Source organism: Arthrobacter sp. Leaf234, from assembly GCF_001422665.1.
Taxonomy (GTDB): Bacteria; Actinomycetota; Actinomycetes; order Actinomycetales; family Micrococcaceae; genus Arthrobacter_D.
On sequence record NZ_LMLU01000001.1, the window covers coordinates 1,191,594 to 1,213,930 of the forward strand.

General features: G+C 70.0%; 23 protein-coding genes, 1 tRNA gene and 1 pseudogene. 14 read left to right on the forward strand and 11 right to left on the reverse strand.

Annotated features, from left to right (window positions below; translation table 11 throughout):
• Nucleotides 1–58: 58 nt before the first annotated feature.
• Nucleotides 59–856, forward strand: coding sequence for an SDR family NAD(P)-dependent oxidoreductase (locus ASF21_RS05545; RefSeq protein ID WP_055767837.1), 798 nt, complete (start codon nt 59–61; stop codon nt 854–856).
• A 41-nt stretch (nt 857–897) separates the two neighbouring features.
• Nucleotides 898–1,857: an SDR family NAD(P)-dependent oxidoreductase gene (locus ASF21_RS05550; protein WP_055767842.1), complete on the forward strand. Its 960-nt coding sequence runs from the start codon at nt 898–900 to the stop codon at nt 1,855–1,857.
• Between the two features lie 67 nt (nt 1,858–1,924).
• On the opposite strand, the gene ASF21_RS05555 is transcribed toward ASF21_RS05550, so the two are convergent.
• Nucleotides 1,925–3,412: a catalase gene (locus ASF21_RS05555; protein WP_055767845.1), complete on the reverse strand. Its 1,488-nt coding sequence runs from the start codon at nt 3,410–3,412 to the stop codon at nt 1,925–1,927.
• Nucleotides 3,413–3,419: 7 nt separating this feature from the next.
• Nucleotides 3,420–3,908: a Fur family transcriptional regulator gene (locus tag ASF21_RS05560; RefSeq protein ID WP_055767848.1), complete on the reverse strand. Its 489-nt coding sequence runs from the start codon at nt 3,906–3,908 to the stop codon at nt 3,420–3,422.
• Nucleotides 3,909–4,000: 92 nt separating this feature from the next.
• Here ASF21_RS05560 and ASF21_RS05565 point away from each other — a divergent pair, with 92 nt between their 5' ends.
• From ASF21_RS05565 to htpX, 4 genes are all read left to right on the forward strand, one after another.
• Nucleotides 4,001–4,705 (forward strand): esterase/lipase family protein, encoded by a 705-nt coding sequence (locus ASF21_RS05565; RefSeq protein ID WP_055767851.1) that lies wholly within the window; start codon nt 4,001–4,003, stop codon nt 4,703–4,705.
• A gap of 53 nt (nt 4,706–4,758) precedes the next feature.
• Entirely contained in the window at nt 4,759–5,352 is a 594-nt protein-coding gene (locus tag ASF21_RS05570) for a hypothetical protein (RefSeq protein WP_055767854.1), read from the forward strand.
• A gap of 53 nt (nt 5,353–5,405) precedes the next feature.
• The gene (locus tag ASF21_RS05575) at nt 5,406–6,692 is read left to right on the forward strand and encodes an MFS transporter (protein WP_055767857.1); all 1,287 of its coding nucleotides are present in this window, start codon (nt 5,406–5,408) and stop codon (nt 6,690–6,692) included.
• A gap of 117 nt (nt 6,693–6,809) precedes the next feature.
• Complete coding sequence (gene htpX / locus ASF21_RS05580; protein ID WP_055767860.1) at nt 6,810–7,691, forward strand: zinc metalloprotease HtpX; 882 nt, start codon at nt 6,810–6,812, stop codon at nt 7,689–7,691.
• A 52-nt stretch (nt 7,692–7,743) separates the two neighbouring features.
• Here htpX and ASF21_RS05585 read toward each other — a convergent pair.
• Nucleotides 7,744–8,208, reverse strand: a pseudogene (locus tag ASF21_RS05585) (YajQ family cyclic di-GMP-binding protein); the annotation flags it as partial.
• A 163-nt stretch (nt 8,209–8,371) separates the two neighbouring features.
• Between ASF21_RS05585 and ASF21_RS05590 the strand changes: the two are divergent.
• From ASF21_RS05590 to ASF21_RS05600, 3 genes are all read left to right on the forward strand, one after another.
• Nucleotides 8,372–8,788, forward strand: coding sequence for a hypothetical protein (locus tag ASF21_RS05590; protein WP_055767863.1), 417 nt, complete (start codon nt 8,372–8,374; stop codon nt 8,786–8,788).
• Nucleotides 8,789–8,910: 122 nt separating this feature from the next.
• Nucleotides 8,911–8,992: transfer RNA gene (locus ASF21_RS05595), tRNA-Tyr, on the forward strand.
• 111 nt (nt 8,993–9,103) lie between these two features.
• Complete coding sequence (locus tag ASF21_RS05600) at nt 9,104–9,433, forward strand: hypothetical protein (RefSeq protein WP_055767866.1); 330 nt, start codon at nt 9,104–9,106, stop codon at nt 9,431–9,433.
• 886 nt (nt 9,434–10,319) lie between these two features.
• Here ASF21_RS05600 and ASF21_RS05605 read toward each other — a convergent pair.
• On the reverse strand, nt 10,320–11,318 hold the full coding sequence (locus ASF21_RS05605) for an acyltransferase family protein (RefSeq protein WP_055767869.1): 999 nt from the start codon (nt 11,316–11,318) through the stop codon (nt 10,320–10,322).
• A 282-nt stretch (nt 11,319–11,600) separates the two neighbouring features.
• Between ASF21_RS05605 and ASF21_RS05610 the strand changes: the two genes are divergently transcribed.
• On the forward strand, nt 11,601–12,569 hold the full coding sequence (locus ASF21_RS05610; protein ID WP_268753678.1) for an acyltransferase family protein: 969 nt from the start codon (nt 11,601–11,603) through the stop codon (nt 12,567–12,569).
• Here the strand turns inward: ASF21_RS05610 and ASF21_RS05615 are convergent, their stop codons facing one another.
• Both ASF21_RS05615 and ASF21_RS05620 read right to left on the reverse strand, forming a co-directional pair.
• Nucleotides 12,570–13,070, reverse strand: a complete 501-nt coding sequence (locus tag ASF21_RS05615; protein ID WP_055767875.1) for a DUF6314 family protein — start codon at nt 13,068–13,070, stop codon at nt 12,570–12,572.
• A complete protein-coding gene (locus tag ASF21_RS05620; RefSeq protein WP_055767878.1) occupies nt 13,067–13,999 on the reverse strand; it encodes a hypothetical protein in 933 nt (310 codons plus the stop codon). The genes ASF21_RS05615 and ASF21_RS05620 overlap by 4 nt, the downstream gene beginning before the upstream one ends.
• A gap of 65 nt (nt 14,000–14,064) precedes the next feature.
• Between ASF21_RS05620 and ASF21_RS05625 the strand changes: the two genes are divergently transcribed.
• Both ASF21_RS05625 and ASF21_RS05630 read left to right on the forward strand, forming a co-directional pair.
• Complete coding sequence (locus tag ASF21_RS05625) at nt 14,065–14,505, forward strand: MarR family winged helix-turn-helix transcriptional regulator (RefSeq protein ID WP_055767881.1); 441 nt, start codon at nt 14,065–14,067, stop codon at nt 14,503–14,505.
• A 152-nt stretch (nt 14,506–14,657) separates the two neighbouring features.
• Nucleotides 14,658–15,875, forward strand: coding sequence for an MFS transporter (locus ASF21_RS05630; RefSeq protein WP_055767884.1), 1,218 nt, complete (start codon nt 14,658–14,660; stop codon nt 15,873–15,875).
• A 25-nt stretch (nt 15,876–15,900) separates the two neighbouring features.
• On the opposite strand, the gene ASF21_RS05635 is transcribed toward ASF21_RS05630, so the two are convergent.
• Nucleotides 15,901–16,335 carry a DUF1810 domain-containing protein gene (locus tag ASF21_RS05635; RefSeq protein ID WP_055767887.1) on the reverse strand — a complete coding sequence of 145 codons (435 nt, stop codon included), beginning with the start codon at nt 16,333–16,335 and terminating at the stop codon, nt 15,901–15,903.
• A 96-nt stretch (nt 16,336–16,431) separates the two neighbouring features.
• On the opposite strand from ASF21_RS05635, the gene trxA reads away from it, so the two are divergent.
• Nucleotides 16,432–16,818, forward strand: a complete 387-nt coding sequence (gene trxA, locus ASF21_RS05640; RefSeq protein ID WP_055767889.1) for a thioredoxin — start codon at nt 16,432–16,434, stop codon at nt 16,816–16,818.
• A gap of 111 nt (nt 16,819–16,929) precedes the next feature.
• On the opposite strand, the gene ASF21_RS05645 is transcribed toward trxA, so the two are convergent.
• The 4 genes from ASF21_RS05645 to ASF21_RS05660 all read right to left on the reverse strand — a co-directional run bounded on the left by ASF21_RS05645 (nt 16,930) and on the right by ASF21_RS05660 (nt 20,756).
• Entirely contained in the window at nt 16,930–17,220 is a 291-nt protein-coding gene (locus ASF21_RS05645; protein ID WP_055767892.1) for a putative quinol monooxygenase, read from the reverse strand.
• A 136-nt stretch (nt 17,221–17,356) separates the two neighbouring features.
• Complete coding sequence (locus ASF21_RS05650; RefSeq protein ID WP_055767896.1) at nt 17,357–18,331, reverse strand: DNA-3-methyladenine glycosylase family protein; 975 nt, start codon at nt 18,329–18,331, stop codon at nt 17,357–17,359.
• Between the two features lie 54 nt (nt 18,332–18,385).
• Nucleotides 18,386–19,462: a tartrate dehydrogenase gene (locus ASF21_RS05655; RefSeq protein WP_055767899.1), complete on the reverse strand. Its 1,077-nt coding sequence runs from the start codon at nt 19,460–19,462 to the stop codon at nt 18,386–18,388.
• Between the two features lie 136 nt (nt 19,463–19,598).
• On the reverse strand, nt 19,599–20,756 hold the full coding sequence (locus ASF21_RS05660) for an SLC13 family permease (protein ID WP_055767902.1): 1,158 nt from the start codon (nt 20,754–20,756) through the stop codon (nt 19,599–19,601).
• 197 nt (nt 20,757–20,953) lie between these two features.
• On the opposite strand from ASF21_RS05660, the gene ASF21_RS05665 reads away from it, so the two are divergent.
• Nucleotides 20,954–22,330: a cystathionine beta-synthase gene (locus tag ASF21_RS05665; RefSeq protein ID WP_055769220.1), complete on the forward strand. Its 1,377-nt coding sequence runs from the start codon at nt 20,954–20,956 to the stop codon at nt 22,328–22,330.
• Nucleotides 22,331–22,337 lie beyond the last annotated feature (7 nt).

Sequence of the window (22,337 nt, forward strand, 5' to 3'; positions counted from 1 at the left end):
CGTGCCCCGGTTGGTCCTGCTCTGGTTCCTGTCGCGCCTCCCGGACTAGAACAGGACCATGACATCCATCGCTTCACCCTCACCGTCCCCTGCGACGCACGCCCTCCTCGACGGCCGGACGGCCCTCGTCACCGGAGCCACCAGCGGTATCGGTGCGGCCATCGCCCGGACCCTCGCAGCGGCGGGCGCCACCGTCCTGGTAGCCGGCCGCAGCGAGACGCGCGGCCGGGAGGTCGTGCAGGAGATCGACGACGGAGGCGGCAGTGCACGCTTCCTCGCCGTCGACCTCGGTGGGTCCTACGCCGACCTCCGCGCCTTCACCGCAGTGGCGACCGCCCTGCTCGGCGGCCGGATCGACATCCTCGTCAACAACGCCGGCATCTACCCGGCACCCAGCACGCCCGGCCTCGCCGATGCGGACCTCGACGCGATGCTCGCCGTCAACATCCGCGCCCCCCATGTCCTGGCGGCGGAGATCCTGCCGGCGATGGCGGAGCGCGGCAGCGGGGTGGTCATCAACGTGGGGTCGTGGATGGCCTCGGTCGGGCATCCGTTCGCCGCCCTGTACACGGCGACGAAGGCCGCCGTCGAGCAACTGACACGGTCCTGGTCCGCGGAGTTCGGCCCCCGGGGAGTGCGGGTGAACACCGTGTCCCCCGGCGCGACGCTCACGCCGGGCAACGAGGGGGCGCGCGCCGTGCTGGACGCGATGACCGCCGGCACCCCGGCGGGCGTCGTGGTGCAACCGCAGGACATCGCCGACGGCGTGCTCTTCCTGGCCTCGGACGCGGCGCGCATGGTGCACGGGAGTATCGTCGCGGTCGACGGCGGTATCTCCTCGACGCGCGCAGCGTGAGGGCCGACCGCCATGCCACGACGACGGTCAGGAACATCACGATGAACACCTTCGACTCGCCCTTCACCGCAGCGAGCACCGCCCTCGAGGTGGTGCGGGGCATCGACCTGGCCGGCCGCACCGCCGTGGTCACGGGTGCGGCCTCGGGGATCGGGATCGAGACCGCGCGGGCGCTGGCCCATGCCGGCGCCGAGGTGACGATCGCGGTCCGGGACGTCGACGCCGGCCGTCGCGTCGCCGGGGACATCGCCCGGTCCAGCGGCGGCGCCGTCGTGCACGTGCGTCCGCTCGATCTCGCGGACCTCTCCGCGGTCGACCGCTTCACGGGTGGGTGGTCCGGTCCCCTGCACCTCCTGGTCAACAACGCCGGGATCATGATGACCCCCGAACTGCGGACGCCGCTCGGGTGGGAGCTCCAATTCGCGACCAACCACCTGGGTCACGCCGCGCTCGCGATCGGTCTGCACGGCGCCCTCGCAGCGGCCGGCGGAGCGCGGATCGTCTCGCTGAGTTCCAGCGGGCACGGGATGTCGGACATCGTGTACGAGGACCTCTTCTTCCGGCAGCGGCCCTACGACGCGGGGCACGCCTACGGGCAGTCCAAGACGGCGAATGCACTCTTCGCCGTCGGGGCGACGCACCGCTGGGCTGCGGACGGGATCACCGCGAACGCCGTCATGCCGGGCGGTATCTGGACGAACCTGCAGCGCCACTGGGATCCGGACGTCCTCGCCGCGACGAAGGAACGGGTGATCGCCGCGGGGATGAGCGCCAAGACCCCGGAGCAGGGTGCGGCGACCTCGGTCTTCGCCGCGACCTCGCCGCTCCTGGACGGCGTGGGCGGACTCTACCTCGAGGACTGCCGGGAGGCGGAGGTCGTCCCCGCCATCATCGACGGCATCTCCGGCGTACGGCCCTATGCGATCGACCCGGAGAACGCGGACCGGCTGTGGGACGTCACGCTCGACCTGCTGGCCGGGGCACGCCGCTCCGTGTCCTGAACGCACACAGGAGGGCGGACCCTGTGGGCCCGCCCTCCTGTGTGGTCCTGCCGTGCCGCGGGAGGCTCTAGTAGAGCGCTGCCTCGGACTCGGTGGCCGGCGTGACGCCGTGGCCGAGGTTGGCGGCCAGCTTCGCACCGAGTTCTGCGTCCACGTTCGCCCAGTACTGGATGGCCCGGGCGCGGATGTCGTCACTCTGCACGCCACCCACGGCACCCGTGATCGTCTCCAGGAAGCGGGCCCGCTGCGCGTCGTCGAACACGTCGCGGTAGAGGGTCCCCGCCTGGCCGAAGTCGTCGTCCTCGGCGTGCAGCGAGTGCGCCGCGTACACGAGGTCGCCGTCGTTCTCCCAGCCGCCGTGCGCGCCGTACTGCGCCGGGTCGGCCGCGGGTCCGCCCACCGAGTTCGGTGCGTAGACCGGTGTGGCGGCGGAGTTGAAGTGGTAGCGCGCAGCGCCGTCCTTCGAGTAGTTCCGCACCTCGTTCTTCGGCATGTTGACGGGCAGCTGCGCGTGGTTGGTGCCCACGCGGTAACGGTGCGCGTCGGCGTAGGAGAAGATGCGGGCCTGCAGCATGCGGTCGGGGCTCGCGGCGATGCCGGGGACGAAGTTCGACGGCGCGAAGGTGGCCTGCTCGATCTGCGCGAAGTAGTTCTCCGGGTTGCGGTTCAGCGTGAGCTTGCCGACCGGGATGAGCGGGTAGTCGCCCTGCGGCCACACCTTGGTGAGGTCGAACGGGTTGAAGCGGTACGCCTTCGCATCCTCGTAGGGCATGATCTGGACCTTCAGGTCCCAGCTCGGGTGGTTGCCCTTCGCGATGTTCTCAGAGAGGTCGCGCAGGTGGTGGTCGGCGTCCGAGCCGGCGAGCGCCTCGGCCTCGTCGACGGTGAGGACCTCGTGGCCCTGGTTGGACTTGAAGTGGTACTTCACCCAGAACTTCTCGTCCGACTCGTTGATCCACATGTAGGTGTGCGAGCCGTAGCCGTTCATGGTGCGCCACGAGTTCGGCAGGCCGCGGTCACCCATCAGCCACGTGACCTGGTGGGCCGATTCCGGGCTGAGCGTCCAGAAGTCCCACTGCATGTCGGCGTCGCGCAGGTTGGTGCCGGGCAGGCGCTTCTGGGAGTGGATGAAGTCCGGGAACTTGATGCCGTCCCGGATGAAGAACACCGGCGTGTTGTTGCCCACGAGGTCGTAGTTGCCCTCTGAGGTGTAGAACTTCAGGGCGAAGCCGCGGGGATCGCGCCACGTGTCGGGGGAGCCCTGCTCGCCTGCCACGGAGGAGAACCGCAGGAGGGTCTCCGTCGTCGTGCCCTTCTGGAAGAGTGCGGCGCGCGTGTACATGCTGACGTCCTCGGTGGTCTCGAAGACACCGAAGGCTCCGCCGCCCTTGGCGTGGACCACGCGCTCGGGGACGCGCTCACGGTTGAACTGCGCGAGCTTCTCGATGAGGTAGTGGTCGGTGAGCGGGATGGCTCCGTCGCGGCCGAGGACCGACGAGTTGCTGTCGTCGATGACGGGTGCGCCGGACTGGGTCGTGCTGAAGTTGGCGGACATGGTGCTCCTATTCCTGTGGTGCGGATCGTGGACGGCTGTGGGCTGCCGAGCGGCAGTCGTCACAGAGGCCCTGGTACAGGACCTCCGCGATCTGGATGGTCATCCGGGATGCCCCGGGCGACCATTCGGGGGTGAGGCAGGGGGCGTGGCCGACGGCGCAGTCGACGTCCTCGATGCGTCCGCACCCGGTGCAGACCGCGTGGTGGTGGTTGTCTCCCACGCGGGTCTCGTACCGGGCAGGGGAGTGCGGCGTCTCGACGCGGCGCAGTAGGCCGATGTCGGTGAGGTCGGCGAGGATCACGTAGACGGACTGCACGGTGATGTGGGGCAGGCCGGCCCGGACGGCGGCGGCTGCGTCGTCCGCCGTCGCGTGGGGAAGGCGGTCGACGGCGGTGAGGACGGTGAGCCGCTGGCGCGTCACGCGGCGCCCGGCGGAATGCAGGGCGGCGGTCCACAGGGCCTCCCGGTCCTGCAGGGCCATCGCTGTGTGCGTCATGGGACCAGTCAACCAGTAGATCTGAATAACTCACAATAAGGCTCGGCTAAGTTGTGCCCCATCCACCCTCGCGGGTCGGTACCGTGGACGGGGTGAACCTCATCAGACGCGGCTGGGCCTGGGCGCTGGACTACGCGTACGTCGGGTTCTGGCAGGCGCACGCCTTCCTCGTCCGGGCCGACCCCGCGCAGTACCTGATCACCGACCCCGGTGCCCCCGAGGGCAAGGCGCCCGTCCTGCTGATCCCGGGCATCTACGAGACCTGGCAGTTCATGCGGCCCGTCGCGAAGCACCTCCACGCCGCGGGGCATCCCGTCCACGTGGTGCAGAAGCTCGGCTACAACCGCGGAACGGTCGAGGCGATGGCGCAGCTCGCCGCGGCCTACCTGGAGGAGCACGACCTGACCGACGTGGTGGTCGTGGCCCACAGCAAGGGCGGCCTGATCGGCAAGTTCCTCATGACCATGTCCGGTTCCACCGGGCGCGTGAGCCGACTGGTGGCGGTCAATTCGCCCTTCTCCGGGTCCGTCTGGGCCAACTTCTTCATCCTGCCGAGCATCCGCGCGTTCTCCCCGCACAACCCGACGCTGCTGAGCCTGCGGAACAACCTCGAGCTCAACGGCCGCATCACGTCGATCTACAGCCGCTTCGATCCGCACATCCCCGGCGGCAGCTTCGTCGACGGTGCGCGCAACATCCAGCTCGACACCATGGGCCACTTCCGTCCGATCGCCGATGCGCGGGTCCTGCAGGAGATCGACCGGGCCATCGAGGCGGGGGAGCGCGACAGCGCCTGACCGGCCGGCGGCCGTTCCTTGCGGCTGGGCTACGGGGCGGGCAGGGTAGGGGCATGCGAGGAGTCGAGGACGGCACGCCAGGGGCGGCGGACGCGCTGATCGGCGACCTCCGCGCTCCCGTCGATGGACCGGTGCCGGCGGGGAAGCGGCCGGCCCGGCCACGACACTGTCCGCTCCTCGCCGTCGCCGGGATCCTGGCCCTGACGGGAGCCGCGTACAGTGCGACGGCGGCCGTGCCGCCGTCGGTGGGTCCGTCCGCGCCGGGTATGCCGGCGCGCCACGCGGACGCCGGACCCGCGGTTCCCGGCGGTGTCGGCGTGCCCCCGGATGTCTGCTCCGTCCACCCGGGGGCCTGCCCCTCGCCGCCCGGAGCCGGCCCGGACGGGACGGCGCGGTTCCTCCCCGACGAGCTGACCGGGACCACGGGCTCCGTGATCATCTGCGAGCCGTCGACGGGAGCCTGCAGACCGCTGGGCCGGCCCTCCACGGACGGCGATGCGCCGCGCACACGGCAGCTCCCGGCGGACGAGGAGCCCGGGGTTCCCGACCACGGAGAGAGCCACGCCTACCGCACGGTGCCGCCCGGGCAGCTCGAACTCGCGGGAGTCCGCCTGCCGGACGGAGCGGTCGTTCCGGACGAGCCGTAGCAGGCACGTCGGATAGTTGCTGGAGTGAATCATCCCGCCGCTAGACTTCTTCCGTGCCCAGACTCCTCGCCGACATCACCCCGCTGCGGGAGTCGCCGGCGTTCCGTCGGCTCTATGTCGGCACGGCGCTCTCGGCGATCGGCACGCAGCTCACCATCGTGGCCGTCAGCCTGCAGATCTACTCGCTGACGCAGTCCACCCTCAGCGTCGGCCTCCTCAGCCTCTTCGCCCTCGTGCCCCTCGTGGTGGCGGGACTGTACGGCGGCGCGATCGCCGACGCGCAGGACCGCCGCAAGGTCGCGCTGTACTCCGGCTTCGCACTCTGGGCCACCACCATGGCCATCGCGGCGCAGGCCTGGATCGGCGTGGACAGCGTCTGGCTGCTGTACGCACTGATCGCCGTCCAGTCCGGTGCGGCCGGCATCAACCAGCCCACGCGCAGCTCGATCATCCCGCGCCTCGTCCGGCCGGAACTGCTGCCTGCGGCCAACGCCCTCAGCATGATCACCTTCGGCCTCGCGTTCACCGTCGGCCCGCTGCTCGCGGGCCTGCTCGTCGCGCAGGTCGGCTACGCCTGGACCTATACGGTCGACGTCGTCACGTTCACCTTCGCGCTGTGGGCGCTCTACCGGTTGCCGCCCCTGCCCCCGGAGGGTCCGCAGCGGCGCGCCGGGCTCGCCACGGTCCTCGAGGGCTTCCGTTTCCTCGGAACACGGCCGAACATCCGCATGACGTTCGTGCTGGACCTGATCGCCATGATCACCTCACAGCCCCGGGCGCTGCTGCCCGCAGTCGGGGCGGTACTGATCGGCGGCGGCGAGCTGACCGTCGGGATCCTCCTCGCCTCCGCCGCCTTCGGATCGGTCCTGGCGGGTCTCTTCTCCGGACCCCTCGGTCGCATCCACCGGCAGGGCCAGGCCGTCATCTGGTCGATCGTCGGATGGGGGGCGTCGGTGTCGGGGTTCGGCCTCGTCGTCGTGATGGCAGGGTCCTCGTCCCTGCCGACCCCCGGCGAGGGCGAGTTGTCCGTCTGGGTGCTCCCGGCGGCGGCGTGCCTCGTGCTGTCCGGCATCGCGGACTCCATCAGCAGCGTCTTCCGCAACACCATCCTCCAGTCCGCCACGCCGGACGCGATGCGCGGGCGCCTGCAGGGCGTCTTCATCGTGGTCGTCGCCGGGGGGCCGCGCCTCGGGGACATGGTGGCGGGCGGCCAGGCCTCATGGCTCGGCGAGGGCTGGACCGCCGTCGTCGGGGGCCTCGCGTGCATCCTCCTGGTGCTCGCCGTCGCCCGGTGGCAACCGCGGTTCGCGCAGTACGACTCGCGGCGCCCCGAGCCCTGACCCCCTCGCCCTCCCAGCGCGCGTGCAGAGCCACGTCCTACCATGAGGGGACAGGCAACAACCGTGCGCCGTCCACCCGGACGGAGCGGTCGGCGTCCACAGCGCAAGGAGTACGACGTGCACAACCATTTCAACGGTGCCAAGACGGCGTTGTTGTTCGGCGCCCTCATGGGCATCTTCCTCGTCTTCGGTGCGGTCATCGCGGGAGCGACTGGCAGCTCCATGTTCATCTGGCTGTTCGCCCTGCTCGGCGTCGGCTCGATCGCCTACAGCTACTGGAACAGCGACAAGATCGCCATCCGCAGCATGCGCGCCGTCGAGGTCACGGAGCAGCAGCAGCCAGCCATGTACCGCATCGTCCGCGAGCTGAGCATGCGGGCGCAGAAGCCCATGCCGAGGCTCTACGTCTCGCCCACGCAGGCGCCCAATGCGTTCGCCACGGGCCGCAACCCCGAGAACTCAGCGGTCTGCTGCACCGAGGGGATCCTCCAGCTGCTCGACGAGCGCGAGCTGCGCGGTGTCCTCGGCCACGAGCTGATGCACGTGTACAACCGCGACATCCTCACCGGATCCATCGCGGCGGCGGTCGCCGGCGTCATCACCTCGGTGGCACAGATGTTCGCCTTCACCGGCATGATGGGCGGGAACCGGAACCAGAGCGGCGGGAACGCGATCGGCGCGCTGCTGCTGGCCATCCTGGCACCTCTCGCGGCCGGCCTCATCCAGACGGCCATCGGTCGGACGCGTGAGTTCGACGCCGACGAGGACGGCGCGATCCTCACCGACGATCCGCTGGCCCTCGCCTCGGCCCTCCGCAAGCTGGCGGCCGGCACCCAGCGGGCGCCGCTGCCGCAGGAGCAGCGCCTCGTCAACACCTCGCACCTCATGATCGCCAACCCCTTCAAGGGCGGCGGGGTGGGCAAGCTGTTCGCGACGCACCCGCCGATGGACCAGCGCATCGCACGCCTCGAGGGCATGGCCGGGCGGCCGCGGGGCTGAACCCGACGATCCGGCACGACGACGGCGGCCCACCTCCCCGAGGAGGTGGGCCGTCGGCTTCCTCGAAGCCGCGCAGGAGGGTCATGGTCTCCTGCAGGTCATCACGGGACTTCGAGCTGACCCGCAGCTCGTCGCCCTGGATCTGGGACTTCACGCCCTTGGGGCCCTCGTCGCGGATGAGCTTGTTGATCTTCTTCGCGATGTCCTGGGCGATCCCCTCCTTGATGGAGGTCTCCAGGCGGAACTCCTTCCCCGACGGGAACGGCTCGCCGGTGTCGAGGGACTTCAGGGAGATGCCGCGCTTGATCATCTTGGACTGCAGGACGTCGAGGACGGCCAGTACGCGCTCCTCGGAGTTCGCCTTCATCAGGATCTTCTCGCCGCTGAAGTCCACCTCCGCGCCGACCCCCTTGAAGTCGTACCGCTGGGCGATCTCCTTCTGCGCCTGGTTCAGCGCGTTGGCGACCTCCTGCTTGTCCACTTTGCTGACGACGTCGAACGTGGATTCGCTAGCCACGATGCCTCCTGGGGTGATGGGGATTCTTGCCCCCAAGACTATCCGCAACGCCTGTCGCGGAGCGCGCGCGGTCTCACAGGAAGCGGACAGCCGTCTCCGGGTACGTCCACACGGACGGGTGAAACGGTTGGTCTTACCACCTGAGATCCAAGGAGCCAGAACGATGCTCGAAACCGCCCGCCGCCGCTACCGGGTCCGCCTTCGGCGAGCCGTGGCCGGCTCGTTCCTCGCCGCCGCGAGTGCGGCGGCCCTCTCGGGAATGGCTCCGGTGCCGGCCCTCGCCGTCGCGCCGTCGTCCGTCATCGAGACCTCCGACCTCGCGGAGTCGCCGGACTACGACACCGACGGCCTGGTCCGCGGGTTCGACACGGGGTCGACCGTGGGTCTCGCTGTGCCTGCACCGCTCGTACTGGCCGGTCCTGCCGTCGCCGGTTCCGCGAACGCCGGCCCAACAGCGGCCGAGCGCCTGGCCGGGGTGCGATCCGACCTCGACCAGGCCGTCCTCCTCCGCCTCGTGACGTCCGAGCAGGCCGACGGGTTCTACGCGAAGATCCAGCGCCGGGTCGCCGCCGGTCTCTGAGCTGCGCCGTCCCGTGGCAGCCTCCTGGCCCGGTACCTCGGGCCGATTCGTCACCGGGCTGGTTTGTCTGTAAAGTTGTCTTGCCCGCGCTTGCTGCGGGCGGTCTTCCTGTGAAGACGTTCGGCAGATTACCCGAGCGGCCAAAGGGGGCTGACTGTAAATCAGCTGGCAACGCCTACGGGGGTTCGAATCCCTCATCTGCCACAGCAAGGAGAGGCCGGTACAGCCACTGGAAACGGTGGAGGTGCCGGCCTCTCGCGTTGAGACTCCAGGGCCGAGCCCACGGTCTGCACCAGCGCCGACCCTGGAGTCACTGTGGCCCGCCGCACCGCTATCGATCGTGGCGGGCACGCTGCCGTCGCCATGGCCATCCACGCCACGTCAGGGCACGTGAACCGTCCCGGGCTCACCATCTCCGGGTGGACGGGCGCCGACCAGGACGTATCCATCACCAAGGGGGACACGGTGAACGCCTCCGGTCTCGCGTCGGGCGGTCTCCACGGGGTCGGCGGTGACAGCGGTGAGCATCAGGGGGATTGCCGTTCCGGCATCGGCCGCGGGCGCAGCGTACGGGGTGGATCGTCGGTGACTTGGTCCCTGTTCCAGGGATACTCGCTGCCAGGGTCACCACGCGACCAGCAGTAGCCGCACCCGGTCCAGTGTGGTCGCTCGACAGCGCCGTCTCCATCGCGCAGAAACCAGGTGGGGCCCGCCGCTCACCGGGCGGGCCCCACCTGGAATCGACCGTCGGCTAGCAGTTCAGTTCGTCTGGGCCTGCAAGGACCGCAAGGTTGCCCTGAACCCGCTCGATGCACCGGCGGACGATGCTCATGCTCTTCTTCACAATCACCATGGCTGAAACCAACTTCCTTGTCGTACTGCCAGTGAGACCACTACACCTGTCTACCCGACGAACATGGGAACTGGGTGACAACAGCGACCGTGGCGGATGAACGGATGATGACGACGTAGTAGCCGGGATTCTTTTCCTCCGCGATGATCTACCCTTCGGCTTCGGACCACGGGAAACAGTGGAGGTACCGGCCTTCCGTGGTGAAGTGACCATGGCTCTGCCTGCACTCACCGCCCGAGACATGACGTTCCCGCACCGTTCCGGGTGGACGGGTGACGACCTCCACCGTCGCCGCGTGTGCCTGCCGGTTCTACGCGGGGCTTCGATCCACGTGCCCGGCTGCGCCGTCGGCAGTGCCGCCCGGACGCGCCGACGAGCCCACCGGGGGAGGGCGTCCAGCGATCGTCAGGAACGGATCAGTAGCTCAACTCGTCGGGGCCGGCGAGTACGGCGAGATTCTCCTGGACGCGCTCGATGCAACGCCGGACGATGCCCACACTCTTCGACACGATCACCATTTCCCGTACCTGACCTTCGACTTCGACGCTGGTGACACCACATCACCTGTCTACGCGGCGAAGATGAGAACCAGATGAGAAGAATCCAAGGGGCACATGAACGATCGGTGACGAGTACGGTGTCCAGCGGCGCCGGCCCCGCCCGGATCAGGCCGGGGGCCTACCGGAGGCGGGGCGTCCCGAGCAGCGGGCGGGACAGGGCCGACCGGTTGAGCGCCAGGGCGACGGTCCACGGCGCAACGAGTGCCGTGACGAGGACCCAGGCGGAGCGTTCCGCGTCGGGGATGTCCAGTAGCCAGAGGACGTACGTGTGGGTCAGGACGACCATCAGGCACCCGACGGCAAGGCGGGTCGCTCCCGCATGGACCACTTCGGGCAGCCGCGTGAACACGCCTTCGAGGATCAGGAGGAGCCCGCCACTGATCAGCACCGCGACCACGATGCTGAGGACCGGGGTGCCGAGTTCGCCGTACTTGATGTCCAGATGCGCCGAGGCCCCCGCGAGGATCGGGGCCGCACCGGCCAGCAGGCACGCACCACCCGTGCGGACCGGATGCCGGACGTGGTCGCGGACGTGCTGCAGTCCCTGGCCTCCGAGCATGAAGACGAGGGCTGCACCGGCGACCCCGACCGACAGGGGTAGCGGAGCGAGGACGTCGCCGAAGCGGTGGATGACCGCGGTGATCCCGATGATGATCCCGATCCGGAGCGCGAGGGGAACGGCTTCGAGCGCGCGGTAGGCGATCGCCGAGAGGAACAGGGCGGGCATGAACCAGTAGGCGCCGAAGGGCCCCGCATTCTCCGAGCCGCCCACGAGGGGCAGGGCCACCCCGTCGCCCGTCAGTTGGCCCCGGTGATCGAGCATGACGAGATGCACGACGAGGGTCAGCCCGAGCCAGGCGATGTAGGGAACCATGATGGTCGCGAACCGCTTCCTGGCTTCCGCGGAGACCGTCCGACGACTGCCCGGCTCGCGAGGTTTCCAGAGGTACCCCGAGAGCAGGAAGAAGGCGGGCACGTGCCACGTGTACAGGCCGGCATCGACGAGCGGCCCGGACCACACGTGTCCGGCGACGATCCCGACGACCGCGAGGACCCGGAGCGCATCGATGGCACCGGACCGGGACGCCGTCGTGCCGGGCGCATACAGGGTTGCCACGTCATCCTCCGAGGTCTCAGGTGCCCCCTCATCGATTCTAGGCTCGGCCCGGTCACCGAAGTCGGTCCGCACCGGCGCCCGACGGCGCGCTATAGTCCCGCGCCGCCGTGACCTCGAGCGGGGATGCCGGGCCGCGCCGGTCCAAGCACTTCTCCGATCTCCCGTCGACCCGGCCATCCCCGCGGGCGTTCTCCACGAAGAGTCGGTAAGCCCACTTAGGGTGGAGACGTAACGGCAGGGGAGGCCACGATCGGGGACACCGCACACACACGCGTCGGTTGGCTGGACAGCCTGCGGGGCGCCGCCATCCTGCTCGTCGTCCTGCTGCACGCGGGCGAGGCGATCCGCGTCGCCGTGGGGCCGACCGCCGGGGTCGACGAGGTCAATCTCTTCCTCGAGCCGTTTCGCATGCCCGTGCTGATGTTCCTCTCGGGCGTCCTGCTCCCGCAGTCGGTCGCGAAGCCGGGCGGGCGGTACTTCGCCGGCAAGGTCTCCATGGTGGCCTGGCCCTATCTGCTGTGGTCGGTCCTCATCCTCGCCGCGAGCGGGGACATCCACCCGGTGTCCGTGCTGCAGATCTTCTACCTCTCGCCGACCTACCTCTGGTACCTGTGGTTCATCCTCGTGTTCTACGCGCTCGCCTACCCGCTGCGCCGCGTACCGCCGCTCGCCGTCGCCGCCGTCGGGCTCGGTGTGTCCCTCCTGCTCCCGGACGGCAGCCGCCCCGAGACCATGGCCTTCCTGTCGGCGTTCTTCTTCTTCGGTGCCTGGTGCGCGCAGCATCCGGGCCGTGTCGAGCGCGCGATCAACCGCCCGTGGGTTCTGGCCGTGGCGACAGGATCCGCTGTCGCGGTCGGTCTGCTCAACGTCTCCGGCCACGAGGTCCTCTACCGCGCGGAGTACGTGTGGGGCGTCGTCGGTGGGTTGGCCGTGGTGTGCTGGATGTTCCCGCGGCTCGGCAGGAACTGGGCGACGTCGGCCCTCGAGTTCGCGGGGCGCTACTCGATCGTGTTCTATGTCGCCCACCTGGGTCCCATCATGATCACCCTGGCGCTCGCCGATGCCCTCGGGGTCGCGGAGGCCTGGTTCATGCTGCCGCTCCTGCTCCTGGCCGGTGTGGGGGTCCCGCTCGGGCTCGCCTGGATGTATTCCACGCGAAAGCACGCGTCCGTCAACCTGCTGTTCGAACTGCCTGCGCTGAAGCGGCGCCCGCGCGAGCCTGCGCGGCGGACGCGGCGGGCGAGGACCTGATCATGCGGACGGGCAGATCGGTCCGGATACGGTCCGCGTCCGTCCTGCCGGGCCGCGCGTAGCCTCCCCCCGCGTCAGGGTCGTGCTGAGCAGGAGGTCCTTGGCCGGTCCGGTCACCTCCCAGCGGTAGTCGATCCTGCTATTGCTCCCCACGGTGAAGTCGACCAGATAGGTGTCCGGCGGGCAGTCGTGGTGGTCGCGGGCGGATCCTGCGGAGAGATCGAGACGGCAGAGCAGCCGCCCGTCCTCGAAGAGCACCTCCACCGCCGTCCCGACACCGGGCATGACCCGGTAGGAGCGCGATGCCGGCCCCTCGAAGGACGGCCATCGGACCGTGCCCAGCTCTGCCCAGTGCAGGCCGTCGGCGTCGGGGGTGAACGTCGTGGTCCCCGTGAAGGTCCCTACGGCGTTCGTGCTGCGGTCCAGAAGATACCGCCGCGTGGTCCATGAGCCCAGGAGGAAGCCGATCGGGTCCGGGACAGCGAAGGGCGGAGGGATCACGGCAGGACCGAGCCTCGCCCACCGGGTGGACCGTCTGCATCCGTCGGATGCACTTCGTAGGCGCCACATGCGGAACGTGTGGGCACTGCTGGTACCGCTGGTTGTGCCGGATTTGCTGGTTCTGCTGGTTCTGCAGGCCCCGCGGGCGTTGCGGAACCCTGTGACGCGATGTGCTCCGCGGCGGGCCGCAGTCGCGCCCGCAGGTCGGCATAGGCCGTGGCGCCCGCCTTCGTGAGGGAGACCGGGGTGTTGAGGCCCGGACGGGTACCACCCCACCCGAGGTTCACGAGCTCGCGCCGGTCGAAGTCGTCGAGGATCCGGTCGAGGTCCGCCGCCGGCATGCCGGTTGCCTCCCGCAGGGCTCGGAGACCCACGCCGTCGACGGATGCGAGAGCAGCCAAGACCACGAAGGGATTCGACGTCGCGCCGTCCGCCGATGGCGGCAGCGCCGGGCGTCTGCGAACCAGCCACACCCCGCTCGCGGCGAGGGGCGCCATGAGGACTGCGGCAATCACCACCGCGCCCCAGACCGGAACACCGGGCCGGACACCGAACAGGACCCGGGCGCTGTCCACCACGAAGACGGCGAGGTAGGGGATGAGGGCACCTGCCCCGAGCCGGCGGTCCCAGCCTCGCGGCAGGGTGCTTCGTGCGCGGCGGGCGCCCACGGTCAAAAGAATCAGGGCCAGCAGCACGACGAGCGTGAGCGGCAGCGCTGTCGACGGATGGACATTCGAGAGCATCAGGGTCAATCCTGCCGCACCGAAGGCGGCAACCACGATGGTCACGATGCCGGTTCCGGTCGACGGCAGGGACCCGAGCCGGTCCGCGGCGGCGTCCGCCTGCGCCAGTAGGGTCGCGCCAGCGCGGGCGCTGGCCGGCAGTGCGGCGTCCTGCATGGCGTCCCCCTCGGCGTCGTCGGCTCCCACGCTAGCCCGTCGTGGACGGCCGTGCACCTTGTGCGGCACCGTATAAACTGTTAGGCTACCTAACTATGAGCGTCCCCCTGATTGACTCCGAGCTGCTGGTCCTTGCGCAGTCCTTCCGTACCACGCTCCGCCACGCGGTGTACCTGAGCCGCTCGATGGACGGGGACGGCGAGCTCACGACCATGCAGATGAGCACGCTGAGCATGGCCGCCGAGGAGCCGCTCCGCGTGAGCCGCATCGCGGCGAACCTCGGCATCCGGGTCCCGTCCGCCACCGAGCAGATCATCAAGCTCGAGCAGGCCGGGCTCGTGAGCCGCACGCCCGATCCCACGGACTCCCGTGCTGTGCTCGTGCAGCTCACGGAGACGGGCCGCTCCGCCTGGGAGGATGCCGGCCGGCGTCGCAACGAACGCGTCGCCGCACTCCTGGCACATCTGGACGACGACGACCGCGCCACGCTCGCAGCGGCGCTGCCGGTCATCGGCAAACTGAGCCGTACCGCCTGAGCCGGACGGCCAGGGGCGGCGACTCCGCCGGTCCGGCCGGCACAACCACCCCGCCGTACCGCCTGAGCCGGCGGCCGCATCGCGTGAACGGCGCCTTTGCGGGCACTGTCCAGGCGCCCGAACCACCTGACAACGCATCGAGGAGTACCCCAGTGACCACCCATGCCTCCGCAGAGGCACCAGACAACGCATCCGTCCTCGCCGAGGAGAAGCAGTCCTTCTTCCGCCAGCCCAGGGCCGTCTGGGCCACGGCCCTCGCGGCCGTCTTCGCCTTCATGGGCATCGGTCTCGTGGACCCCATCCTGCCTGCCATCGCCGAGAACCTCGATGCCTCGCCCAGCCAGGTGTCGCTCCTGTTCACGAGCTACTTCCTCGTCACCGCCGTCGCGATGCTCGTCACCGGCGTCATCTCCTCCCGCATCGGAGGCAAGCGGACCCTGCTCCTCGGTCTCGGGCTGATCGTGGTCTTCGCCTCCCTCGCAGGCCTCTCCGGCGACGTGGCCACACTGGTCGGGTTCCGCGCCGGCTGGGGTCTCGGCAATGCGCTGTTCGTGGCGACGGCGCTCGCCGTGATCGTCGGGGTCGCCAGCGGGGGCACAGCGACGGCGATCATCCTCTACGAGGCCGCACTGGGCCTCGGCATCTCACTCGGTCCGCTACTCGGGGCACTGCTGGGCGGCTGGCAGTGGCGCGCACCGTTCTTCGGGACCGCGGGGCTGATGGCCGCGGCTTTCATCGCCCTGGCCGTCCTCCTGCCGGCGACGCCGAAACCCGCGACACGGACCTCCCTGCGGGATCCGCTGCGGGCCCTCCGGCACCGCGGGCTGCGCACCACGGCCTCGAGCGCCCTGTTCTACAACTACGGCTTCTTCACGATCCTCGCCTTCACGCCGTTCGTCCTCGGGATGGACGCCTACGGCATCGGCGCGGTCTTCTTCGGCTGGGGACTCATGGTCGCGGTCTTCTCCGTCCTGGTGGCCCCCGTCCTTCAGCGGCGGCTCGGCACCACGCGCGTTCTGCTGCTGACCCTCGGGTCCCTGGCGCTGGTCCTCGCGGGACTCACGCTCGCCGCGGAGCGCTCGGTGACCGCCGTCGTCGTCCTCGTGATCGTCTCTGGAGCCCTGCTCGGCATCAACAACACCCTGTACACGGAGCTGGCGATGGGCGTCTCGGACGCGCCCCGTCCGGTCGCCTCGGCCGGTTACAACTTCGTCCGCTGGCTGGGTGGGGCGCTGGCCCCGTTCGCTGCGACGAAGCTGGCGGAGCTCTACAGCCCGCAGGCCACCTACGGCGTCGCCGCGGCCATGGTGCTCGTCGCGGCGGGCGTGGTGCTGGCCGGTCGGGCCTCGCTCACCCACGCGGCGGAATAGTCACTCCGCCTCCGGCACGACGGCGTCATCCTGCGAGGATCGACGTCGTCGTGCCGTCCGCCTCACCCGAGTAGAACCGGTCGATGACCGCCCTGAACCACGGCTCCTGCGGTGCAGCCTCGTCGAAGAGGGTCATGGAGGACTGCAGCTTGCGGGCGTCGATACCGCCGAGGATCGCCTGCGGATCGTTCCCGTCCAGCTCGAGCAGCGCGTGGACACACTCCATGAGCCGCGGCCCGAGAACCGGGTGCGCCAGGTAGGCGACCGCTTCGTCGAGCGAGGAGACGGCGTAGCGGACCGACGTCGGGCTGCTTCCCAGGCCGGCGACCTGCGGGAAGACGAACCACATCCAGTGACCCGTCTTATGGTCCTGCCGCAGTTCCGCGAGCGCCTGGTCGTAGGTGCCGTGCGCGTCCTGGGCTTCGACGAAACGGCTCAGGCGGTAGGGATCGGCGGTCATGCGGGCCTCCGTGGCAGAGCAGTGGTGGTGGGGGTGGAATCTTCATCGGTAGCGAACAGGCCTGACACGGCGCCGGGTCCTCGCTAGCCTTTAAGGATGTCGACAATCAATATCACCGAGGCAAGCTTCCCGGAAACTATCGAGGGCAACGACATCGTGTTCGTCGACTTCTGGGCCGAATGGTGCGGGCCGTGCAAGCAGTTCGCCCCCGTGTACGACGCCGTGTCGCAGCAGCACGAGGACGTCACCTTCGCGAAGGTGGACACCGAGGCCGAGCAGTCCCTCGCCGCCGCAGCGGGCATCACATCGATCCCCACGCTGATGGCCTTCCGCGACAAGGTTCTCGTCTTCTCGCAGCCCGGCGCGCTGAACGCCACGCAGTTCGGCGAACTGGTCGACGCCGTGAAGGGCCTGGACATGAAGGCCGTCCACGAGCAGATCGCCCAGCAGCAGCAGCAGCCCGGCGCCGCTGCCGGCGAGTAGCGGTACCCGCACAGGCTCCGCCCGCTCCATCTCCACACAGAAGCCCCGCACTCGAGGAGTGCGGGGCTTTCGCTGTCCAGGGACGGCGGGTGGCCGTCAGGCCGTCGCGCCTCAGGCGGGCTGGTCCGAGCGGACGACCTCCGCGGGCTTCGCGAGCAGGGCGCTCAGCGACTCACCGAGGTCCTGGACCGCGGCACCCTTCAGGTGCGTGTCGAGCACCTCGGTGGATTCCCACTGCTCGGTGAGGACGATCCGCTCCTCCTGAGCATCGGTGATCTCGTAGCGGATGCAGCCCGGCTCCTGCACCACCTGCTCGATCGCGATGTCGAGGGCGAGCTTGACGCGGAAGAACTCTCCGTCCAGCGGGGTGAACACGGCGGTGACGTCTACAGGTTGGGTCATGCCTCCCAGCCTAGTGGTGGCCCGGGCACCCCACCCATCGGTGCGGCACCGGGGCGGGAACAGGTGCGGGAACAGGGGTGGCGGCGGCGTGCCGTCGGCGTATCCGAGGCACGGGACGCCGCCCTCCGGTCGCGACCTACCGGCTGCGGTGGTCCTCGGGGGAGAGGCGCGGGCCGAACGTGGGCTTCCGGAACCCGCTCGAGTAGAGCGAGCGCACCACACGCTGCCGCTGCCCCTTCCAGGGCTCGAGCAGCTCGATCATTCCGGCGTCGTCCGTCCTGCGGCCCGTGAGCGCCGCGCCCACGTAGGCGGCGAGGTGGTAGTCACCCACGGAGATCGAGTCGGGGCAGCCGTGCGTGCGCTGCACCACTTCCGCGATCGTCCAGACGCCGATCCCGGGAACGGAGCGCAGCCCGGCGCGGACAGCATCACCGCCCGGCCGTGAGGCGAGTCGTTCGAGTCCGCTCGCCACGAGCGCCGCCTTGAGGATGGTCGCCGACCGCTTGGAGTCGACGCCGGCGCGGTGCCAGTCCCAGGAGGGCACCCGGCGCCACTGCTCGGGGGTCGGCGGGAGGCGCAGCCCTGCCGGTGCCACCTCACCGGTGCCGGGCGCCGCGTCCCCGTACCGTGCCAGCAGGTAGCGCCATGCCCTCTTGGCCTCGATCCCGGTCACTTTCTGCTCCAGGATCACGCGGGCCACGGTATCGAGCATCCGGCCGGACGCCGGAAGGCGCAGGCCCGGATTGAGGTAGCGGCCCTTGCGGGCCAGTTCTGGCAGCGTGGCGCGGAACTCGGCGGTGTCGAAACCGCTCCAGTCGTCGTCGGCGCCGAGGAGCCGGGGCAGCGTGGCGAGGGCCGCGGAAGCGCCGGGGCCCCAGGCCCTCGCCTGCACACGGCTCTGGTTGAGCGACCCGCGCTGCCGGAGGGCGAGCGTCACGGGACCGTCCACCGTGCGGAAGGCCAGCCAGTGGTCGGGGCCCTGGCTGATGAAGCTCGGATCGTGGGCGCCGCACTGCAGCGTGCCGATCGTCCGCGTGAGGTCGTAGGGCCCCTCGGGGATCCACTCGGTCGCCTCCGCGCCGGAGGGGACGACGGCGGGGGCGATACTCATGCGTCCATGGTGCCACGGGCGCGGCCTCCGGCCGAGGCCGCCACGGCGCGACACCTACCCCGCGACGGTACGGGCGATGCTCCCGCCGAGCGACGCCGTCGTGCCCTGGCCGCCGAGGTCCCGCGTGAGCGCGTCCCCACCGGTCGCGAGGGTCGATTCGATCGCGGCCAGGATGCCGGCCGCCGCCTCGGGCTCGCCCAGGTGGTCCAGCATCATGGAGGCGCTCCAGATCTGGCCCACCGGGTTCGCGATCCCCTGGCCCGCGATGTCCGGCGCCGATCCGTGGACCGGCTCGAAGAGGCTCGGGAAGGTGCGGTCCGGATTGATGTTCCCGCTCGGTGCCACGCCGATGGTGCCGGTGCAGGCGGGGCCGAGGTCGGAGAGGATGTCGCCGAAGAGGTTGCTGGCCACCACGACGTCGAACCAGTCGGGGTGCAGGACGAAGTTCGCACACAGGATGTCGATGTGGAACTTGTCCACGCGGACGCCGTCGTAGTGCGCGGCCATCGCCTCCACGCGCTCGTCCCAGTACGGCATGGTGATGGAGATGCCATTGCTCTTGGTGGCCGAGGTGAGGTGCTTCTTCTCCCGCTTCTGTGCGAGCTCGAAGGCGTAGCGGAGGATCCGGTCCACCCCGGTGCGCGTCATGACGGTGTCCTGGATGACGGTCTCGCGCTCCGTCCCCTCGAACATCCGCCCGCCGACGCTCGAGTACTCACCCTCGGTGTTCTCCCGGACCACCCAGAAATCGACGTCGCCCGGCTTCCGGCCGGCGAGCGGGCTCGTGATGCCGGGGAGCAGACGCACCGGGCGGAGGTTCACGTACTGGTCGAAGTGGCGGCGGAACTGCAGCAGGCTGCCCCACAGCGAGACATGGTCCGGGACGACGTCGGGCCAGCCCACCGCGCCGAAGAAGATGGCATCGAAGGTGCGCAGTTCCTCGAACCAGCCGTCGGGCAGCATCTGCCCGTGCGCCTGGTAGTACTCGGCGCTCGCGTAGTCGAAGTCCACGGCGTCCACCCCGAAGCCGTAGCGGTCCGCTGCCGCCCGGAGCGACCGCAGGCCCTCCGGCATGACCTCCTTGCCGATGCCGTCCCCGGCGATGACGGCGATGCGATAGGTCTTCGTCATGGTTCGTGCTCCTCGTCGGCAGGGTGCTTACCGTTCCAGCCTAGGCGCACGGGAGGAAGCGGGTCCGGCCGGTCCGCGGGGCCTTGACGCGGGTCCGGACACCTCGGGGTCCGCGGGAGACCGGCCCGGGTGGGCGTCAGGGGCCCAGCCAGGCCAGGACGGCGACGGCGGCGGGCAGCAGCAGTGCGGTCACCAGCAGCCCGGCGACGGCGAAGGGCACCCATCGGACGGTGACGCCCAGCGACCGGAGCCGCTCGGCCCACAGCAGCGTCGCGAGGGAGCCCCAGGGCGTGACGAGTGGCCCGAGGTTGACGCCGATCAGGAGCGCGGCCAGGCGGAGCGGCGTCGTCCCGGACGGCTCGAGCGCCAGGTAGGCGGGCAGGTTGTTGACCGCGTTGGCACCACCGGCGCCCACCGCGGCGAGTTGCAGCAGGTCCACGAAGCCCTCGCCGTCACCGGCGGCCGGTGCGAGGAAGGCGTCGAGCCCCTGCGCGTGCGCGGTGGTGACCAGGACGAAGAGGCTGAGCGCGAGGAGGAGTGGATTCACCGGGATCAACCGGAAGGTGAGCGTGCCCCGCCGGCGCACGGCGAACAGGACGGTCAGGACGGCGGCGGCGACGGTCGCGCTCAGGGCCACCGGCACGCCGCTGACGAGCGCCGGCAGGAGGAGCACGAGGACGGCGTACCCCGCACGCAACAGCACCGGATCCTCCGTGGCGCGGGCCGGCGCCGGGCTGAAGCGCCCGACGAGATCGCGCCGGAAGATCAGGAGGAGGACTGCGCAGGGAACCACGACACCGACGATCGCCGGGCCCCACACGAGGCCGGCGAAGGCCACCGGACTCAGCCCGAGACGCTCCTGCACCAGGAGGTTCGTCAGGTTGGAGACGGGCAGGAGCAGGGACGCCGTGTTGGCGAGCCACACGATCGTCACGGCGAAGGGGAGCGGCGGAAGCCCGGCGCGCCGGGCGAGGAGGACGACGAGCGGCGTGAGCAGCACCGCCGTCGTGTCCAGGGAGAAGAACACCGTGCACACGACGGCGAGGAGGACGGTCACGAGCCACAGCGCGAGCGTCCGGCCACGCGCGAGACCCGCAGCGGCGGCGATGACCCGCTCGAAGACGCCGGCGGAGAACAGCAGGTCCGTCACCACCGTCATGGCGGCCACGAACAGCAGGATCGGCCAGATCCGGGCCCACAGCTCCGAGAGCTCGGCCCCCGGCAGCAGGCCGGTGACGATACACAGGACGGCGAGGCCGGGCAGGATCGCGCGGGAGGCACTGCGTAGGTTCAAGGGCGGGCTCCGTTCCGCCGGAAAGTATGCCACGCGGCGTCGGCCGCGAGCCCTGCGTGACCGGAGGTATCGGCCGCCCCTGCGGCCCCTGCCGCCACGACCGGGGCTCCGGCGCGGGCCGGGCGCGCATCACGGGATCGTCCCGCGGCGTAACCGGGGCGCGGAGGATCGTTCCCGCAGCCGGTAGCGTTGTGGTCATGAAGTACGCCAATTCCATCGTCGAGCTGATCGGCAACACCCCGCTGGTCAGGCTCAACTCCGTCACCGACGGCATCGCAGCCACCGTCCTCGCAAAGGTCGAGTACCTCAACCCGGGCGGATCGGTGAAGGACCGCATCGCGGCGAAGATCATCGACGCAGCCGAGGCCGAGGGCAAGATCAAGCCCGGTGGCACCATCGTCGAACCGACCTCCGGCAACACCGGCGTCGGCCTCGCCCTCGTCGCGCAGCAGCGCGGCTACAAGTGCGTGTTCGTGGTGCCGGACAAGGTGGGGGAGGACAAGCGCAACGTCCTGAAGGCCTACGGCGCCGAGGTCGTCGTCACGCCGACCGCCGTCGCGCCGGACAGCCCCCAGTCCTACTACGGCGTCTCCGACCGCCTGGTCCGCGAGATCCCGGGCGCCTACAAGCCCGACCAGTTCTCCAACCAGAACGGGCCCCTGAGCCACTACGAGACCACCGGCCCCGAGATCTGGGACGACACCGAGGGCAGGCTCACGCATTTCGTGACCGGCGTCGGCACGGGCGGCACCATCACCGGCACCGGACGGTACCTCAAGGAGGTCTCCGCCGACCGCGCGTCGGGCCCCGTCCGCATCATCGGTGCGGATCCCGATGGCTCCATCTACTCCGGCGGCACGGGCCGTCCCTACTTCGTCGAGGGCGTCGGCGAGGACATGTGGCCGGGCTCCTACGATCCGACCGTCCCCGACGAGATCCTCGCCGTGACGGACGCGGAGAGCTTCGAGATGACCCGTCGCCTCGCCCGCGAGGAGGGCCTGCTCGTCGGCGGCTCGTGCGGCATGGCCGTCGTCGCGGCGCTGCGCGTCGCGCGCACCCTCACGGCCGACGACGTCGTCGTCGTGCTCCTGCCCGACGGCGGCCGCGGCTACCTCGGCAAGATCTTCAACGACGACTGGATGAAGTCCTACGGCTTCATGGACAGTGGCGACGACGCCAGCGTGGGCGAGGTGCTCCGCTCGAAGTCGGGCTCGCTGCCGGATCTCGTGCACACGCACCCCACCGAGACGGTGCGCGATGTCATCTCGATCATGGACGAGTACGGGGTGTCCAGCATCCCCGTGCTGTCCCAGGAACCGCCGGTCAAGATGGGCGAGGTGCTCGGGTCCGTGGACGAACGCTCCTTGACCGCCAAGATCTTCCACGGCGAGGCCAAGCTCACCGACAAGATCTCCGAGCACATGGACGCGAAGCTGCCCCTCATCGGGTCGCTCGAATCCGTCGGGACAGCGCGTGAGCGGCTCCAGGACAGCGACACGCTGATGGTGACGTTCGTCGGGTCCCCGGTGGGAATTCTTACGCGCCACGACTTGCTGACCTATATGAGCAAGTAATCCCCCA

What these genes read in the sequence shown, in the direction of transcription:
- ASF21_RS05550 (WP_055767842.1), top strand. Translation starts at nt 898, where the DNA reads ATGAACACCTTCGACTCGCCCTTCACCGCAGCGAGCACCGCCCTCGAG.
- trxA (WP_055767889.1), top strand. Translation starts at nt 16,432, where the DNA reads ATGTCGACAATCAATATCACCGAGGCAAGCTTCCCGGAAACTATCGAG.
- ASF21_RS05570 (WP_055767854.1), top strand. Translation starts at nt 4,759, where the DNA reads ATGCGAGGAGTCGAGGACGGCACGCCAGGGGCGGCGGACGCGCTGATC.
- ASF21_RS05555 (WP_055767845.1), bottom strand. Translation starts at nt 3,412, where the DNA reads ATGTCCGCCAACTTCAGCACGACCCAGTCCGGCGCACCCGTCATCGAC.
- ASF21_RS05645 (WP_055767892.1), bottom strand. Translation starts at nt 17,220, where the DNA reads ATGACCCAACCTGTAGACGTCACCGCCGTGTTCACCCCGCTGGACGGA.
- ASF21_RS05655 (WP_055767899.1), bottom strand. Translation starts at nt 19,462, where the DNA reads ATGACGAAGACCTATCGCATCGCCGTCATCGCCGGGGACGGCATCGGC.
- ASF21_RS05560 (WP_055767848.1), bottom strand. Translation starts at nt 3,908, where the DNA reads ATGACGCACACAGCGATGGCCCTGCAGGACCGGGAGGCCCTGTGGACC.
- ASF21_RS05665 (WP_055769220.1), top strand. Translation starts at nt 20,954, where the DNA reads ATGAAGTACGCCAATTCCATCGTCGAGCTGATCGGCAACACCCCGCTG.
- ASF21_RS05545 (WP_055767837.1), top strand. Translation starts at nt 59, where the DNA reads ATGACATCCATCGCTTCACCCTCACCGTCCCCTGCGACGCACGCCCTC.
- ASF21_RS05635 (WP_055767887.1), bottom strand. Translation starts at nt 16,335, where the DNA reads ATGACCGCCGATCCCTACCGCCTGAGCCGTTTCGTCGAAGCCCAGGAC.
- ASF21_RS05650 (WP_055767896.1), bottom strand. Translation starts at nt 18,331, where the DNA reads ATGAGTATCGCCCCCGCCGTCGTCCCCTCCGGCGCGGAGGCGACCGAG.
- ASF21_RS05590 (WP_055767863.1), top strand. Translation starts at nt 8,372, where the DNA reads ATGCTCGAAACCGCCCGCCGCCGCTACCGGGTCCGCCTTCGGCGAGCC.
- ASF21_RS05625 (WP_055767881.1), top strand. Translation starts at nt 14,065, where the DNA reads ATGAGCGTCCCCCTGATTGACTCCGAGCTGCTGGTCCTTGCGCAGTCC.